Below are 13,870 nucleotides of genomic sequence, written 5' to 3'. Positions count from 1 at the left end.
CCGCGTGAGACCGCTCCGTGCAGACGACCCCCGCGCCGTCGGCGGCTACCAGTTGCTTGGTGTCCTCGGTGGCGGGGGCATGGGCCGGGTATACCTGGCTCGCGGCGCCGGCGGCAGAACCCTGGCGGTCAAGGTGATCCGCCCCGAGTACACCGACGACCCCGCGTTTCGCGCCCGGTTTCGGCGGGAGGTCGACGCGGCCCGGAGGGTCGGCGGCCCATGGACCGCCCCGCTGCTCGACGCCGACCCGGACGCCGAGCACCCCTACCTCGTCACCGCGTACATCCCCGGGCCGTCGCTGACGCAGGCGGTGTCCGAGCACGGCCCGCTGCCAGCGCCCACCGTGCGCGCGCTCGGCGCCGGCCTCGCCGAGGCGCTGGTCGCCATCCACGGCGTCGGCCTGGTCCACCGGGACCTCAAGCCGTCGAACGTGTTGCTCAGCCTGGACGGGCCGCGGGTCATCGACTTCGGGATCTCCCGGGCGATCGACGCCTCGGTGCTCACCAGGACCGGCTCACCGATCGGCTCGCCCGCGTTCATGTCACCCGAGCAGGTCAGCGGCCTCGACGCGGGGCCGGCCAGCGACGTGTTCTCGCTCGGCTCCGTGCTGGTGTTCGCCGCGACCGGCACCGGCCCGTTCGACGGCTCCATCGTCGCCGCCGTGCTGCACAGCGTGGTCACCCGCGACCCGAGCCTCGCCGCCGTGCCCGCCGATCTGCGCGACCTCGTGCGGGCCTGCCTGGACAAGGACCCGGCGGCCCGGCCCACCCCGCCCGCCGTGCTCGCCGCGCTCGCGCCGGGCGGCGACGCGACCGCGCTGGTCGCGGCCGGCTGGCTGCCGGCCGACCTCGTCACCGGCATCAGCCGGCAGGCCATCGCCCTTCTCGACCTGGACGCGCCCGCTCCAGCCACCGGCCAGGCTTCGGGCCGCGCGACGGGTTCCTGGGGCAGCCACACGTGGAGCCCCGCGACGGCCACCACGCCGTCATCGCCTCGACCCGAGGCCGCCTCGATCCCCCCGCCTCCGCCCCCGGCCTCGCCGACGCGGACACCTACGCCGATGCCGGGGCCGGTGCCGGTGCCACCCGCGGGCGACCCTCGTCGGCGCCGGCTCATCACGGCCGCGGCCGCGGGCTTCCTGAGTCTCGCGATCGCCGCCCTGCTGGTCGTCGTCCTGCTGGTGGTGCCCGGCTCGAGGGGTGACGACGGACTCGAGGGCCTGGAGACGACCAGTCCCACCGGTTCCCCGGCCGTCTCCTCCCCGGCCGTCACCAGTGCGGCGCGCACCTCGAGCTCCGACGGCGGCTCCACGCGACCGAGCGAGACCGGCACGCCACGGCCCGGTGTCCTGCCCGCGGGCTACGTGGGGACCTGGGAGGGAGACGTGACCTCCCAGGATGGTCTCGTCTCGAAGGTGGTGATCACCTTGCGGGCAGGCGAGAGCGGGCAGACCCTCGGCAACGCGGAGTCCATCCTGACCAGGGTCCTCGGCGTGGACGTAAGCCCGCTGCGCTGCACGGGAGACCTGCGGTTCGCCGGGTTCGGCGGCCCCGGTGGCGACGAGGTGATCGTCGTGGACATCCCCGGCTCCGGTGAGAACCCGACCATCCTGGGCATGCAGGCGTGCACCCAGGGTGACGCCGTCCACCTGCGTCTGGAGCCCGACGGCAGGCTGACCTACATCTCCGGCTCCTCCGCCGCCGGCCGGCCGACCGGCGCCCTGGTCCGCCGGCCCTGACCGGCTCGGCGCCGCCGTCCGATGGATGGCCCGCCGGCTGCTCGCCGGGTTCGCTAGCGGTCGCGAAGGCGGTAGCGGCTCCAGGGCAGGGGGTCGCTCGGGCCGCGCCGCGGTGGAGGCTCGGCCGTGCCGGCGGTCGCCGGGTGCCGTGGCGCGGGAACCGCCGGCTCGACACCGGTGACGCGGGCGCCGGCGGCGACGGCCCGGGGGGCGGAGGCTCCGGCCGCGGACGCGACGCCAGCAGAGGCGGTGGGCGCCCGGCCGGTCTGGTAGCCGAGGGCGATCTCCGCGCGGGCCAGCCAGTCCAGGTCGAGCGCGGGGGTGACCCGCGTGAGCAGGGCGTCGAGGCGCTCGACGAGCGCGTCCGCCTCGGGGCCGCGGCGCTGGCGGCGGGCGGCGAGCGCCCAGCGGCTGGCCGCGTCCTCCAGGTCGCTCAGCGGGCTGGTGTCGTGCAGGCCGCGTCGGACGATGCCGGACAGCTCGCCGGACAGCCGGTTGGAGCCGGCCCGCTCGGCGAGGGCCACCAGGTCGGACGCGACGGCCAGCGCCCGCCCCCAGGCGAACAGGCCGGCGTGGCGGCGGGGCAGCGAGGCCAGCTGGCTGACCCAGCTGGTCGTCACGCCGAGCGCGCGAGCCAGGTCGCCGAGGCCTCGGCGGGAGCCGTCCTCCGGAAGCAGCTGGTGGATCGTCATCGCCTGCAGGCTCGCCCGGTTGTCGGCCAGCTCGCGTAGCGCCCGCCACCGGACCGCCGGGGGCGCCTCGGCCCACAGCCGCATCATCCCCGTCAGCAGCTCGTCCACCGCCGGGTCGATCTGATCATCACGCCGACTCATCCGTGAAGACGCCCCTCACCTCGTGTACTGCCGCTTAACCTCCATTAAGTCACAATAAACGATGACGCACTGTCGCCGATAGATACGAATCTGTAGGTTCCCGTGCCGCGCGTCGTTTCCCAGGCCGGATGTCGCCTCCCTGGCGAAAACGACAAGATCCAGGCAGGCGATCTTCTGTGCGCTTCGGCTCGTGGTCGCGGGCGCGGGCTCGACTAGGCGCTCTCTCTCACGGGGTTGTTGACATCGCCTCGCCTCGAACGCCGCGCTGTTCGCGCCAGAGGAGCGGCTCAAGGTGTAGGCCGTAGGCCGTCCATCAGAATGTTCAGCAGCCGACCTGCTCTGGCGTCGTCGGGTGGGTGGGCCACGGTGAAGATGCCGATGAGGCTGGCGGCGATGTCTTCGGCGGTGACATCGGAGCGGAGCTCGCCCGTCGCACGGCCGGCGGCGAGGATGGCGTCGATGGCTGCGAGCAGCTCGGTCCTGGTCTGGGCATGGGCGATCTCGCCTGATTCGATCATCGCGAGCAGTGTGTCGAGCATGCCGTTCTTGGTCGCAATCCAGTCCCCGAACAGGTCCATCCAGCGTCGTAGCGCCGCGGGCGGGGGAAGCTGGGCGAGTAGCTCGCGGGCGCCAGCGGTGAGCCGCGCGACCTGATCACGGTAGATCGCGTCGACGAGAGACTCGCGGGTGGGGAAGTGTCGGTAGAGCGTGGCGATGCCGACCCCAGCTTCGCGTGCGATCGCGCGCATGGACGGCTCAGTGCCGTCGGCAGAGACGAACACGCGGGTCGCCACGTCGAGGAGCTGGTTGCGGTTGCGGGTCGCGTCCGCACGCAGCGCGCGAGTGTCTGACTCTGCCAAAACGGAACACGCTCCGATTGTGGTACGGTGCCCACTCCAAACGGAGCATAGTCCGTTTTCGTCGCCGTCCGTCGCCGCCAAGGGAGACACGCGAGCATGCAGGAACCGGGCGTCCACACGTCGGCGACCACCAGCCGAGCGATCCGGCTCGAGTCCTTCGGCGGACCCGAGGTCCTGAGCCTCCGCGAGGTACCCGCGCCGCGGGCCGCCTCCGGGCAGATCCGCGTGCGGGTCACCGCGGCTGGACTGAACCCGATGGACTGGATCATCACCTCCGACGCGGACACCGCCACACGATTCGGCCTGACCCTGCCGTCCGGGTTCGGAACCGACTACGCCGGGGTCGTGGACCAGGTCGGTGACGGCGTGACCGCGTTCGCGGTCGGCGACCGGGTGTTCGGTGGCGCCCTTTCCCGCGCGGTCGCCGACCATGTCGTCATCGACGTGGCAGGGGCCATCGCGGTGGGCGGCGACGCGCACAGGACCCCCGACGGAGTCGACGACCGCACCGCCGCCACCCTCGCCATTGCGGGGTGCACGGCCGCGGCCGCCCTTGCCGTCGTCAACCCGGGACCGGGCGACACGCTGCTCATCGGCGGCGCGGGAGGTGGCGTCGGCGTGTTCGCCGTCCAGCTCGCCCGCCTCGCGGGCGCACGAGTGATCGGGACGGGATCGGCGACATCAGCCGACGCCCTGCGCGCCCTCGGGGCCGAGCCGGTCGCCTACGGCGACGGCCTGCTCGACCGAGTCCGCGCCATGGCTCCCGCCGGCGTCACCGCGGCGATCGACCTGTACGGGACAGAGACAATGCAAGTGGCACGAGAACTTGGCGTGCCTGACGAGCGCATCACCACCATCGCCGCACAGGTCGACGGGATCACACCAGCGAACGGCGCCAACGCCGCCCCCGGCGCCATCGAGGAGATCGCTCACCTGGTCGCGGCGGGCCAGCTCCGTGTGCCCATAGCGGCGAGTTTCCCGGTGGAGCAGATCCGCGCGGCAGTCGAGCTTCAGGCCAGCCGGCATGTGCACGGCAAGGTCGTCATCGACCTCTAGCCTTCGCCTGTCGAGGCAATTGTGATCTTGGGAGGTCTCGCGCGCATCGGTTGTTCACGTGGCTGCTGCTCGGTGGCGGCACTGGGGTCGCAACAGATGGGGCCGTGGTGCACCACTGATCAGGGGCGGCCGCAGATGACCTCGGTGCCCGGGTGTTCTCGCAATAGCCTCGCTGTCGCACCCAGGTCGCAATTGTCGATCAACGGGCCGAGATCGGTCCGATCACAAGATCAGCTTTAGATTCCGAGGGTTGGTCCAGGGCGTGGCCTGGTGGACGCGCCGGCGCCAGTCAGGCCGCGGCGGCCGACGAGGGCGGCACGGGCAGGCCGGCCAGGGTCGCGTCGACGACGGCGACGAGTTCAGCCCGGTCCAGCCCAATCCCGATCAGGGAGCCGATGCCCCGGAAGTCGACGACCAGCAACGTCGCCAGCGTGACCGGCTCGGCCGCTGGATCGAGGTCGCCGTTGCGCTGCGCCGCCCGCAGGCAGTCGGCCAGGGCCGCCCGCTGCGCTTCGAAGCCCTGGCGTAGCCGTGCCGTGGCGTCCCGGTCGCGGCCGGCCAGCTCGACGGTGAAGCGGCTGGTCATGCAGGCCAGCTGCTCGGGGTCGTTCAGCTGCCGGTCGACGGAGTCGATGAAGTAGGCCCGCAGGCGCTCCATCGCGGTCTCGTCCGGGCCGGCCAACGCGGCTGCGCCGGACGCCTCGTCCTGGTCGCAGTAGTCCCCCAACGCGGTCAGGAACAGCGTGCGCTTGTCGCCGAAGGCGGCGTAGAGGCTGCCGCGGCCGAGCCCCGTCGCGGCCGAGATGTCATCGAGGCTCGTCCCGTCGTAGCCGTTCTTGCGGAACTCGCGCTCGACGGCCGCCAGCACCTCCCGCCGGTCAAAGCCAGGTGGGCGCCCCATCGGGCGATCGTATCCACGGATCTGATTGTTGGCGGAATAGTCCAGAACCCTCGGAGTTCTTTACTGAACAGTCCAGATCGTTGGGCCTCCATGCCGACCGGGCGCCGCGCCGCACACGCCGGGCCCCCGACCGCGAGATGCGAGCCACCTCATGACTCAGCAGGAAGCCCAGCCCGACCGGGCCGGTCCCAATCTCGGCGCCGTCCCGCCCATCCCGAGCCAGCGCCGTGCGGGCGCCGGCGCCCGGCCCGTCTCCCCGGCCCTGCTGCTGGCGATCCTGTCGATCGCGAGCTTCCTGGCCCAGCTCGACGTGTGGGTCACCAACGTCGGCCTGCCCGACATTGGGCGCGGCACCCACGCCGGTTCCCTGGCCGACCTGAGCTGGGTGCTCAACGGCTACGCGATCGTCTACGCCGCGCTGCTGGTGCCGGCCGGCCGCCTCGTGGACCGGTTCGGCCGCAAGGGTGGCTTCCTGCTCGGCCTGACCGTGTTCGCCGTCGCCAGCATCGGCGCCGGCCTGTCCGGCGACATCTGGGTGCTGGTCGGGTTCCGGGTCCTGCAGGCCGCCGGCGCGGCCCTGCTCACCCCGGCCAGCCTCGGCCTGGTGCTGCTGACCGCGCCGGCGGCGAAGATCGGCACCTACGTGAAGATCTGGTTCACCACCGGCGCGCTGTCGGCCGCCTCCGGCCCGGTGCTGGGTGGCCTGCTCGTGGAGGCGTCCTGGCGGTGGCTGTTCCTGGTGAACATCCCGGTCGCGGTGGCCGCGATCGTGCTGGGCGCCCGCTACCTGCCCAGCAGCCGGGACGCCGGCGACCACCTGCCCGACCTGCGCGGCGGCGGGCTGCTCATCGTCGCGATCGGCGCGCTGGCCCTGGGGCTGGTCAAGGCGCCGGACTGGGGCTGGTCGAGCGTCCAGGTGGTCGTCGCGTTCGTCCTCGCGGCGGTCGCGCTGGCGTCGTTCCTGGCCAGCTCCGCCCGCCACCCGGCGCCGGTCGTCACCCTCTCCCTGTTCCGGGACCGGGTGTTCACCACCGCCAACCTGGTGGCCACCGTCGCCTTCATGGCCTTCGGGATCGAGCTGCTCTCGACGATCCTGTGGCTCCAGGGTCACTGGCACTACTCGGTGATCCGCACCGGGCTGGCCTCCACGCCTGGCCCGGTGATGTTCGCGGTCGGCTCGGCGGTCGCGGAGACCCTCCAGGCACGTACCCGGCTGCGAGCGGGACGGATCGCGGTCGCGGGCGCGCTGCTGGCCGCCGTCGGTACGATCATGCTGACCCGCCTGGTCACCGACGAGCCCCGGTTCGTGGCCGCGTTCCTGCCGACCTGGGTGGTCCTCGGCCTGGGTTACGGCCTGGCGGTGCCGACCGCGATCACCCGGGCCACGGTCGGCCTGCCACCAAAGGACTCCGCGACCGGCAGCGCGATCGTGACGATGGCCACCCAGCTCGGCTCGGTCATCGGGATCAGCGTCCTGGTCGCGATCCTGGGCCGCGCCTCCGGCGCGGCGAGCCACGCGGTCTTCCAGCACGCCTGGTACGTGTCGGCCGGAGCGCTCGTGGCAGCGGCCCTCGCCTCGTTCGGCCTGGACTCACGAGCCACGCCGCCGTCCCGACCCGACCTCCCACCGGCCGGAACGAGTGCCGCCGACGCCAGCGAACCGGAGGCAGCGGCCCGGGTGTGAGGACGCCGCCGGCTCAGGCCGGCTCGGTATCCACGGCCGCCGGCGCGGCGGGCGTGGCATCCGGGCCGGCACCGCCGAGCCGCCCCGGGCCGGTCCGCGCCGGCGACTGGCCTGGCTGCTGCTGGCGGACCGGGACAGCCGGTTGCGGAGGATCGTGTCGCAGCCGTTCCAGCTCGTGGCGAGGGTCGAGGGCGCGGCGCGTCGTCATGTGCCGGACTTCGTCGCGGTCCGCGAAGATGGCCTGGTCACGGTGGTGGACGTGAAGCCTCGTCGGCGGCTGGCCGACGAGAAGGTGGCGTTCACTTTCGCGTGGACCGGGCAGGTCGCGACCGCTCACGGCTGGGCGTTCGAGGTCTTCAGCGAGCCGGACGGCCACGCCCCTCGCCGTGTCTTGGCTTGATCCCCTCGACAGTACGCACTGAGGCGGATGCCGAGCACACCTTCGGTAAGCCCCAGGTAGCACACGATTTCGATCTTGCGGCCGATGTGGCGGCGTGCATGTGGATCCAGCATGGTGCACGTGACCCAGATCGTCGAGGGACTGCGGATGTCCCCCCTGGAAGTCCTGCTGGTGCTCGGCGCGGTCGCCCTGGTGGTGGCGCGCTGGCTCCCCGCGGCTGCCCGTCGGCCACTGACGTTCGGCTCGGTGGCAACCGTCGCGCTCTCCGGACTGGTGCTGGGCGTGGTGGGGCTGCGCTGGCAGGTGGTGCCGGTACTCGTCGGCGCGGCTGCGGCCGCCCCGTTCGCCCTCGCTCCGCTACTGCCCCTACGCGATGACCGCTCGCCGCGCCGGGCCCCATGGTGGCTCGCGCTGCCAGGATCGGCGCTGTGCCTCGGTCTGATCGCCTCGGGCCCCGCGACAGCCTGGGCACTGCCCAGGCCGGTGTTCCCCAAGCCGTCGGGGAGCTCCGCCGTTGGCACCAGCGTGGTGCAGTGGACGGACCCGGCGCGCGCCGAGACCGCCACGGCCGACCCCCACGACCGACGCACGGTCGTGGTCCAACTCTGGTACCCCGCGCGGCAGAGCCCCGCAGGCGCGCAGCGCGCCCCGTACCTGGGACGCACGCAGGCCGAGGCGCGCACCGTCTCCGACGCGCTGGCGCACTATGTCGGCGTCCCCGGCTTCCTGCTCGACGGCCTTCCGCGGGCGCGCACGCACGCGGTGCCCGACGCCCCGCCGGCCCCCGGAGGCGAACGGTTCCCCATCGTGCTGTTCTCCCCCGGGGCGGGAGGAGTGCGAACGCAGAACACGGCGTGGGCGGAGGAGCTGGCCAGCCACGGCTATGTCGTCGCGGCCCTCGACCACCCCTACGACTCCGCGGCCGTCGTGCTCACCGACGGCCGCGTGATCCGTACCAGGCTCGGCGCCACCAGCGACCGGGCAGAGGGCGAAAATCAAGCGGCCTCCGCGACCGCGATCCGCGCCGCCGATCTCAGCTTCGTCCTCACCCAGCTCGACCGCGTGGAGCACGGGCAGATCCCTGGCCCCCTGTCCGGACGTCTCGACACCGCGCGGGTCGCGGTGACCGGCCACTCCTTCGGCGGCAGCGCCGCACTGCAGGCAGCCCACCAGGACCCCCGGTTCGCGGCCGTCATCGACCTGGACGGCTATTCCCACGACCCCACCCCGCGCCCCTACCACCAACCGGCGCTCGCCCTCACCAGCACCATCGGCACACCCAGCCCGGACTACCTCCCCCGCCTCACCAAGGTCCTCAGCCTCAGCGCCGGGCCCAGCTACCTGCTCACCGTCCCCGGCGCCGCGCATCTCACCTTCACGGACGCGCCCCTCTACCTACCGCCCGTGCCTTCGATCGTCGGCTCGCCGGGCCGCACCGGGGGTCTGCGGGTCACCGCCGGCGCCTGTCTCGCCTTCCTGGACCACGTGCTCCTGGGCAGGCCCGGCGACACGGCCGACGCGCTGTCCAGCTACGGCGACCTCAGCGTCGTCCAGCCGGACAGCCGGCGCTAAGCCAGCTTGGCTTCAAGCCCCGCCAAGATCAATTATTGATGGGACTTGTCGTTCGCCATACTGCAGACGCTGATCGGCTCGCTGACCGGTCTCCCTGACCCCAGCGGCTCGGGGCCATGCTCTCCGTCGTGGGCGCGGTACCGCACCCGCATCCGGCGAGTCCGTGGCCCAAGATCAGTCGGCACGCCGCTGATCGTCCTTGGTCGACCAGGCGACCGCTGCCCGACGCTGTCCGTAGGTGCGACCGGCGTCCGGCCGCCCGAAACCGCGATCCAATGAGAAGGTGTCAGCTTGCCCGGGACGCCGAACTATCGCAAGCGCGCGTCATGCCAGGCATAGCGACCACCCGCCAGCCAGACGGACGGAGAATCGGCCAGGTCCGGCGACGTCGACACCGAGTGGGCGCCCGAGTAACCCGGCCGTCGACCTCGCCGCAGAACTGCTTGGAAGATCAACCGGGGACCTACAGGGGTTCCTCGAAAAAGTCCGGGAGCTGTGTCGGATCGGGGTGGAGGTGTTCGTAGTAGGGGTGAGGGCCGCCCACGAGGGGCACCCCGAAACGCAGGAGATGATCAGAGATGCAGTACCTGGTTTCCGTGATCTTTGACGGGCCCGGCCTCGCCACTCCGGACGAGGAGGCCGCGATCGACGTGTTCAACGAGGGGCTCGTGGCCAAGGGCCACTGGGTCTTCGCCGGCGGCCTCGGGGTGCCCGACACGGCCACGGTGATCGACAACCGAGGCCAGGAGGCGATGGTCACCGACGGGCCCTTCGTGGAGTCGAAGGAGTTCCTCGCCGGCTTCTGGATCATCGAGGCCGCGGACCTCGACGTGGCGCTCAAGCTGGCGGCCGAGGGGTCGAAGGCCTGCAACCGGAAGGTCGAGGTCCGGCCGTTCCTGTGAACCGAGCCGACGTCCGGGAGGCGATCGCACGGGCCCACCGCGAGGAGTGGGCGCGGGTGGTCGCCTCCCTGACCAGGCGTTTCGGTGATCTCGACATCGCCGAGGAGGCCGCGGCCGAGGCGTTCGCGGCCGCGGTGGAGCACTGGCCGGCCGACGGCGTGCCGCCCAACCCCGGCGCCTGGCTGACCACCACCGCGGGCCGCAGGGCCATCGACCGGATCCGGCGCGAGAGCAAGCGCGATATCAGGCAGAAGGAGGCTCAGCTGTTGTACGACGACGACCCGCCCGAGCCTCTCGGCGCCATCGACGACGAGCGGCTTCGGCTGATCTTCACCTGCTGCCACCCGGCGCTCGCGATGGAGGCCCGCGTGGCGCTGACGCTGCGCATGGTCGCCGGTCTGACCGTGCCCGAGATCGCCCGCGCCTTCCTGGTCCAGGAGACGGCCATGGGGCAGCGGATCACCCGCGCGAAGGCCAAGATCAAGGCGGCCCGCATCCCCTATCGGGCGCCGTCCGCGGAGGATCTCCCGGCACGCGTCCGCGGCGTGCTGGCCGTCCTCTACTTCGTCTTCAACGAGGGCTACCTGGCGACCGGTCCCGACACCGATCCCGTACGTCATGACCTGACCGCCGAGGCGATCCGGCTCGCTCGCCTGATCCGTGCCCTCATGCCGCGGGACGGTGAGGTGGCCGGGCTGCTGGCGCTGATGCTCCTGACCGAGGCCCGCCGCACCGCCCGGGTATCGGCGAGCGGCGAGCTGGTCGCCCTTGGCGAGCAGGACCGCGGCGCCTGGGACGCGGCGCTGATCGCCGAGGGTCATCGGCTGGTGCGCGAGCGCCTGGCCGCCGCGGTGGCCCCTGGCCGCTACCAGATCCTCGCGGCGATCAACGCCGTGCACACCTCCGCCCGCGACATGCGCGACACCGACTGGTCGCAGGTCGTCGCGCTGTACGACCAGCTCGCCCGTCTCGACCCCTCGCCGATCGTCGCCCTCAACCGGGCCATCGCGATCGCCGAGCTCGACGGCCCGGAGGTGGCATTGGCGGCCGTCGACCGCCTCGAGGGCAGGCTGGCCGGATATCACGCCTACCACGTGACCCGCGCCGACCTCCTACGCCGCCTCGGCAACAGCCAGGAGTCCCGCGGCGCCTACGACAGAGCCATCGAGCTGGCGGGCAACACCGCCGAGACCGCCTACCTGAGGCGCCGCCGCGACCAACTGGGGTAACGAGTCGACGTCAGCGGACGCCGGGGGCGATCGCGGGCGGGTAGCCGACCGGCGGTTCGGCCGCCCAGGCGCCGGCGCCGACCGCACCGGCGAAACCGTCGATGGCGGTGGCGATCCGCGGGTTCTCCACGAGCACGGTGTAGCGGGACATGATGTCGTCGAGGTGCGGGCGGAAGGCCGACAGACCGGCCGACACCCCGCCGCCGAACACGATGATCTCGGGTGCCAGCGCGTTCGCCAGGCAGGCCAGCACGATGCCCAGCGCCCTGCCGGCTCGGGCGACGAGGCGCGCGCACGCCGGCTCGACGGAGGCGAGCTTGACCACGTGCCCGGGCGTGACCAGCTCGGGCCGGCCCTCGACCGCCGCGGCGAGCGCCGGCGCGGAGCCGGTCCGGACCAGGTCGGCGCCCATCTCGGCCAGCGCCCGACCACCCGCGATGGTCTCCAGGCAGCCGATCGCCCCGCAACCGCACTTGCGGCCGTCCTCGGGCTCGACCGGCACGTGCCCGATCTCGCCGCCACGGCGGTGGTAGCCGAGTCGCAGCTGGCCGTCGGAGGCGATCGCGCCGCCGATGCCGGTGCCGAGCGTCACGAAGATCGCGTCGTTGGCCGCCGCGGCGGCGCCGTGGCGCAGCTGGCCATAGGCGAAGGCACGCGCGTCGTTGGCGAGGTTGACCGGCCGCCCGATGGCGTCCGCGAGCTCGGGGCCGATCGCTCGGGTGGGCCAGTCCCCGGGGATGTTCGGGACGACGAGCAGCTTGCCGGCGACCGGGTCGAGCGCGCCCGCCACCGCGATGCCGATCGCCCGAGCCTCCGGGACCTCGGCGGCGAGACCGGCGAGCGCGCGCAGCACGTCGTCGACGCCCGTCCGCGGCGTGGGCACCTGACCCTTGTTGGTCACCGTGCCATCGACCATGGTCACCCACTTGATCGACGTGCCGCCGAGGTCGAGGCCAAGAACCGGGTCCGTGCCCGCGCCGCCCGCGCGTGGTACGCCGTCCTGAGTCACCGCGCCATTCTCCGTCTCTCCCAGCGAGGCCGAACCACCTTCGGCCCAGTTGCCACCCAGTCGACGCGAGTGTCACCCAGTCGACGCGAGCCGCGGCCCATATCAGCCAGTAGCGCCCCGACTTTGGTGCCCAGTGCGCCACCCAGGGCCGCGCTATCGTCGCGCAGCCGCCGCCGGGTCGACCGGGCGGCTCCGACTGGCCGGCGGGAAGGTCGCTAGAGGCCAGCGCAGATGTTGTGGACCGGCGGTGCGACGGCGGCGAACCGGTCCGCGATCCAGCTGTACATCTCGGGAGAGGACGCGCCGACGACCGTGCTGTGATCCGCGATCGCGTAGCGGTGGTATTCGACCGCCGTACCGGCGGCGCACAGGTCGCGCACCACACCGTCCGTGATGGGCTGACGGATGACGTCGTCGATGTCGCCCTGCAGGACCAGCACAGGCGGCATCGGCGCTATGACCGAGGCGTGCTGGGCGGCGAACACCGAGGCGTAGGGCTCGGTGGTCAGCGGGTCGTGGACGAACACCGTCGTACCGGTCTGCCCGGCGCTTGCCACGAGCAGGTCCAGCGCGCACTTGTTCCGGGCGATCGACAACAGCCGCTTCCCCTGCGGGGTGAGGTCGTCGGAAAGCCGTACGCCGGGATCGATCACGGAGACACCTAGCGCCGCCAGCAGCAGGTAGGCGACCCCGTTGGGCTCGGCGAGCAGGCTGCGCAGCGAGTTCGGCAGGTCGGCCAGGGGCGCGGTCGCCACCACCCCGCGGAGGCGGAGTTCGGGCGCGTAGCGGGCGGCGAGCGCTCCGGCGGCCAGAGCGGCCTGGCCACCCTGCGAGTAGCCCCAGATGACCACGCTCGCGCCGGCGTGCGCCGCCGGGAGCTCCCGAGCGGCCCGGACCACGTCGAGCAGCGCCTGGCCCTCCGGACGGGCGACGTAGATCGCGTGCTCGCCGGGAGTGCCGAGCCCGATGTAGTCGGCGGCGGCGAGCACGTACCCCTGCGTCACCAGCCCGAGCGCGCCGCCGATGGCGGACAGCGGCGGGTTGGCCCTGGATGGCGCGCAGCTGTCGCCGACGCCGGTCGTGCCGTGCCCGAAGGCGACCACCGGCCGGCCCCCGGCCGGGACGGCGCCGCCCTGCCCGGCCGCCGGCGTGACGACCAGCCCCGACGCCGCGACGTCCGCGCCGTTCTGGTCGCGCGTGTGGTAGACGACCCGCCAGGCCGCCAGCCCGTCCGACGCGGCGAGCGCCGTCGCCGAGATCAGCTCGCCCGGCGCGCCCGGGCTGATATCCGCTGGTAGCTCGGTGCCCGCCTGCGTCGGCACGGTCGCCGCCGACGTGGCGGGCGCCGGGCGGGCACCACCGTCACCGCCGGAGCCGCAGGCGGCCAGCGACGCGGTCACGCACGCGACAGCCAGAGCCGCGGCGACGCCCGTCAGCCGTCGCCGTGCCCCTCGTCCGCCCGGTCCGCCCGGGGATCGCCGCGCCCGCACACATAGAGGTTAATCACCCCCTGTGTTCGCGAATGTTTCACGTGAGTCCATGACGGCCGATTTGGCCGGAGACACAACCGATCACTGATCTGCGCCAAAACCAGTGGCCCCAGGTCCAACTCGGCGTCGGGATCACGCGTCCTGGACCGGAACCGCGAGGCCCCACCGGCGACGGGTATGAACCAAGACACAGCGG

The 13,870-nt window shown here is 72.8% G+C and carries 12 protein-coding genes; 7 read left to right on the top strand and 5 right to left on the bottom strand.

What is annotated here, in order from left to right; translation table 11 throughout:
* The first annotated feature begins 4 nt into the window (after positions 1 to 4).
* Positions 5 to 1,738 carry a serine/threonine-protein kinase gene (locus tag FRCN3DRAFT_RS0206355; RefSeq protein WP_007511767.1) on the top strand — a complete coding sequence of 578 codons (1,734 nt, stop codon included), beginning with the start codon at positions 5 to 7 and terminating at the stop codon, positions 1,736 to 1,738.
* Between the two features lie 53 nt (positions 1,739 to 1,791).
* Here the strand turns inward: FRCN3DRAFT_RS0206355 and FRCN3DRAFT_RS0206350 are convergent, their stop codons facing one another.
* Positions 1,792 to 2,571, bottom strand: coding sequence for a hypothetical protein (locus tag FRCN3DRAFT_RS0206350; RefSeq protein ID WP_007511766.1), 780 nt, complete (start codon positions 2,569 to 2,571; stop codon positions 1,792 to 1,794).
* A gap of 287 nt (positions 2,572 to 2,858) precedes the next feature.
* Entirely contained in the window at positions 2,859 to 3,431 is a 573-nt protein-coding gene (locus tag FRCN3DRAFT_RS0206345) for a TetR/AcrR family transcriptional regulator (RefSeq protein WP_007511765.1), read from the bottom strand.
* A gap of 96 nt (positions 3,432 to 3,527) precedes the next feature.
* Here FRCN3DRAFT_RS0206345 and FRCN3DRAFT_RS0206340 point away from each other — a divergent pair, with 96 nt between their 5' ends.
* Positions 3,528 to 4,487, top strand: a complete 960-nt coding sequence (locus tag FRCN3DRAFT_RS0206340; RefSeq protein WP_007511764.1) for an NADP-dependent oxidoreductase — start codon at positions 3,528 to 3,530, stop codon at positions 4,485 to 4,487.
* A gap of 289 nt (positions 4,488 to 4,776) precedes the next feature.
* On the opposite strand, the gene FRCN3DRAFT_RS0206335 is transcribed toward FRCN3DRAFT_RS0206340, so the two are convergent.
* The gene (locus FRCN3DRAFT_RS0206335; protein ID WP_007511762.1) at positions 4,777 to 5,388 is read right to left on the bottom strand and encodes a TetR/AcrR family transcriptional regulator; all 612 of its coding nucleotides are present in this window, start codon (positions 5,386 to 5,388) and stop codon (positions 4,777 to 4,779) included.
* 151 nt (positions 5,389 to 5,539) lie between these two features.
* Between FRCN3DRAFT_RS0206335 and FRCN3DRAFT_RS0206330 the strand changes: the two genes are divergently transcribed.
* The 5 genes from FRCN3DRAFT_RS0206330 (at position 5,540) to FRCN3DRAFT_RS0206310 (ending at position 11,175) form a co-directional block, all read left to right on the top strand.
* Complete coding sequence (locus FRCN3DRAFT_RS0206330; RefSeq protein ID WP_007511761.1) at positions 5,540 to 7,072, top strand: MFS transporter; 1,533 nt, start codon at positions 5,540 to 5,542, stop codon at positions 7,070 to 7,072.
* 154 nt (positions 7,073 to 7,226) lie between these two features.
* Positions 7,227 to 7,472, top strand: a complete 246-nt coding sequence (locus FRCN3DRAFT_RS53890) for a TnsA endonuclease N-terminal domain-containing protein (RefSeq protein ID WP_157845179.1) — start codon at positions 7,227 to 7,229, stop codon at positions 7,470 to 7,472.
* Positions 7,473 to 7,583: 111 nt separating this feature from the next.
* Positions 7,584 to 9,044, top strand: coding sequence for an alpha/beta hydrolase family protein (locus FRCN3DRAFT_RS0206320; RefSeq protein ID WP_007511759.1), 1,461 nt, complete (start codon positions 7,584 to 7,586; stop codon positions 9,042 to 9,044).
* 578 nt (positions 9,045 to 9,622) lie between these two features.
* On the top strand, positions 9,623 to 9,946 hold the full coding sequence (locus tag FRCN3DRAFT_RS0206315) for a YciI family protein (RefSeq protein ID WP_007511758.1): 324 nt from the start codon (positions 9,623 to 9,625) through the stop codon (positions 9,944 to 9,946).
* Positions 9,943 to 11,175, top strand: a complete 1,233-nt coding sequence (locus FRCN3DRAFT_RS0206310) for an RNA polymerase sigma factor (RefSeq protein WP_007511757.1) — start codon at positions 9,943 to 9,945, stop codon at positions 11,173 to 11,175. The genes FRCN3DRAFT_RS0206315 and FRCN3DRAFT_RS0206310 overlap by 4 nt, the downstream gene beginning before the upstream one ends.
* A gap of 10 nt (positions 11,176 to 11,185) precedes the next feature.
* On the opposite strand, the gene FRCN3DRAFT_RS42950 is transcribed toward FRCN3DRAFT_RS0206310, so the two are convergent.
* Entirely contained in the window at positions 11,186 to 12,184 is a 999-nt protein-coding gene (locus tag FRCN3DRAFT_RS42950) for an ROK family protein (RefSeq protein WP_007511756.1), read from the bottom strand.
* 215 nt (positions 12,185 to 12,399) lie between these two features.
* Positions 12,400 to 13,584 (bottom strand): lipase family protein, encoded by a 1,185-nt coding sequence (locus tag FRCN3DRAFT_RS42945; protein ID WP_232793941.1) that lies wholly within the window; start codon positions 13,582 to 13,584, stop codon positions 12,400 to 12,402.
* Positions 13,585 to 13,870 lie beyond the last annotated feature (286 nt).

It is taken from the genome of Pseudofrankia saprophytica (assembly GCF_000235425.2).
In the GTDB taxonomy this organism is placed as follows: domain Bacteria; phylum Actinomycetota; class Actinomycetes; order Frankiales; family Frankiaceae; genus Pseudofrankia; species Pseudofrankia saprophytica.
This window is presented reverse-complemented; position numbering and strand designations above follow the sequence as displayed.

Bases quoted from the DNA above. Each gene is read 5' to 3' on its own strand.
- FRCN3DRAFT_RS0206350 (WP_007511766.1), bottom strand. From the start codon at position 2,571: ATGAGTCGGCGTGATGATCAGATCGACCCGGCGGTGGACGAGCTGCTG.
- FRCN3DRAFT_RS0206340 (WP_007511764.1), top strand. From the start codon at position 3,528: ATGCAGGAACCGGGCGTCCACACGTCGGCGACCACCAGCCGAGCGATC.
- FRCN3DRAFT_RS0206335 (WP_007511762.1), bottom strand. From the start codon at position 5,388: ATGGGGCGCCCACCTGGCTTTGACCGGCGGGAGGTGCTGGCGGCCGTC.
- FRCN3DRAFT_RS0206330 (WP_007511761.1), top strand. From the start codon at position 5,540: ATGACTCAGCAGGAAGCCCAGCCCGACCGGGCCGGTCCCAATCTCGGC.
- FRCN3DRAFT_RS0206320 (WP_007511759.1), top strand. From the start codon at position 7,584: ATGGTGCACGTGACCCAGATCGTCGAGGGACTGCGGATGTCCCCCCTG.
- FRCN3DRAFT_RS0206315 (WP_007511758.1), top strand. From the start codon at position 9,623: ATGCAGTACCTGGTTTCCGTGATCTTTGACGGGCCCGGCCTCGCCACT.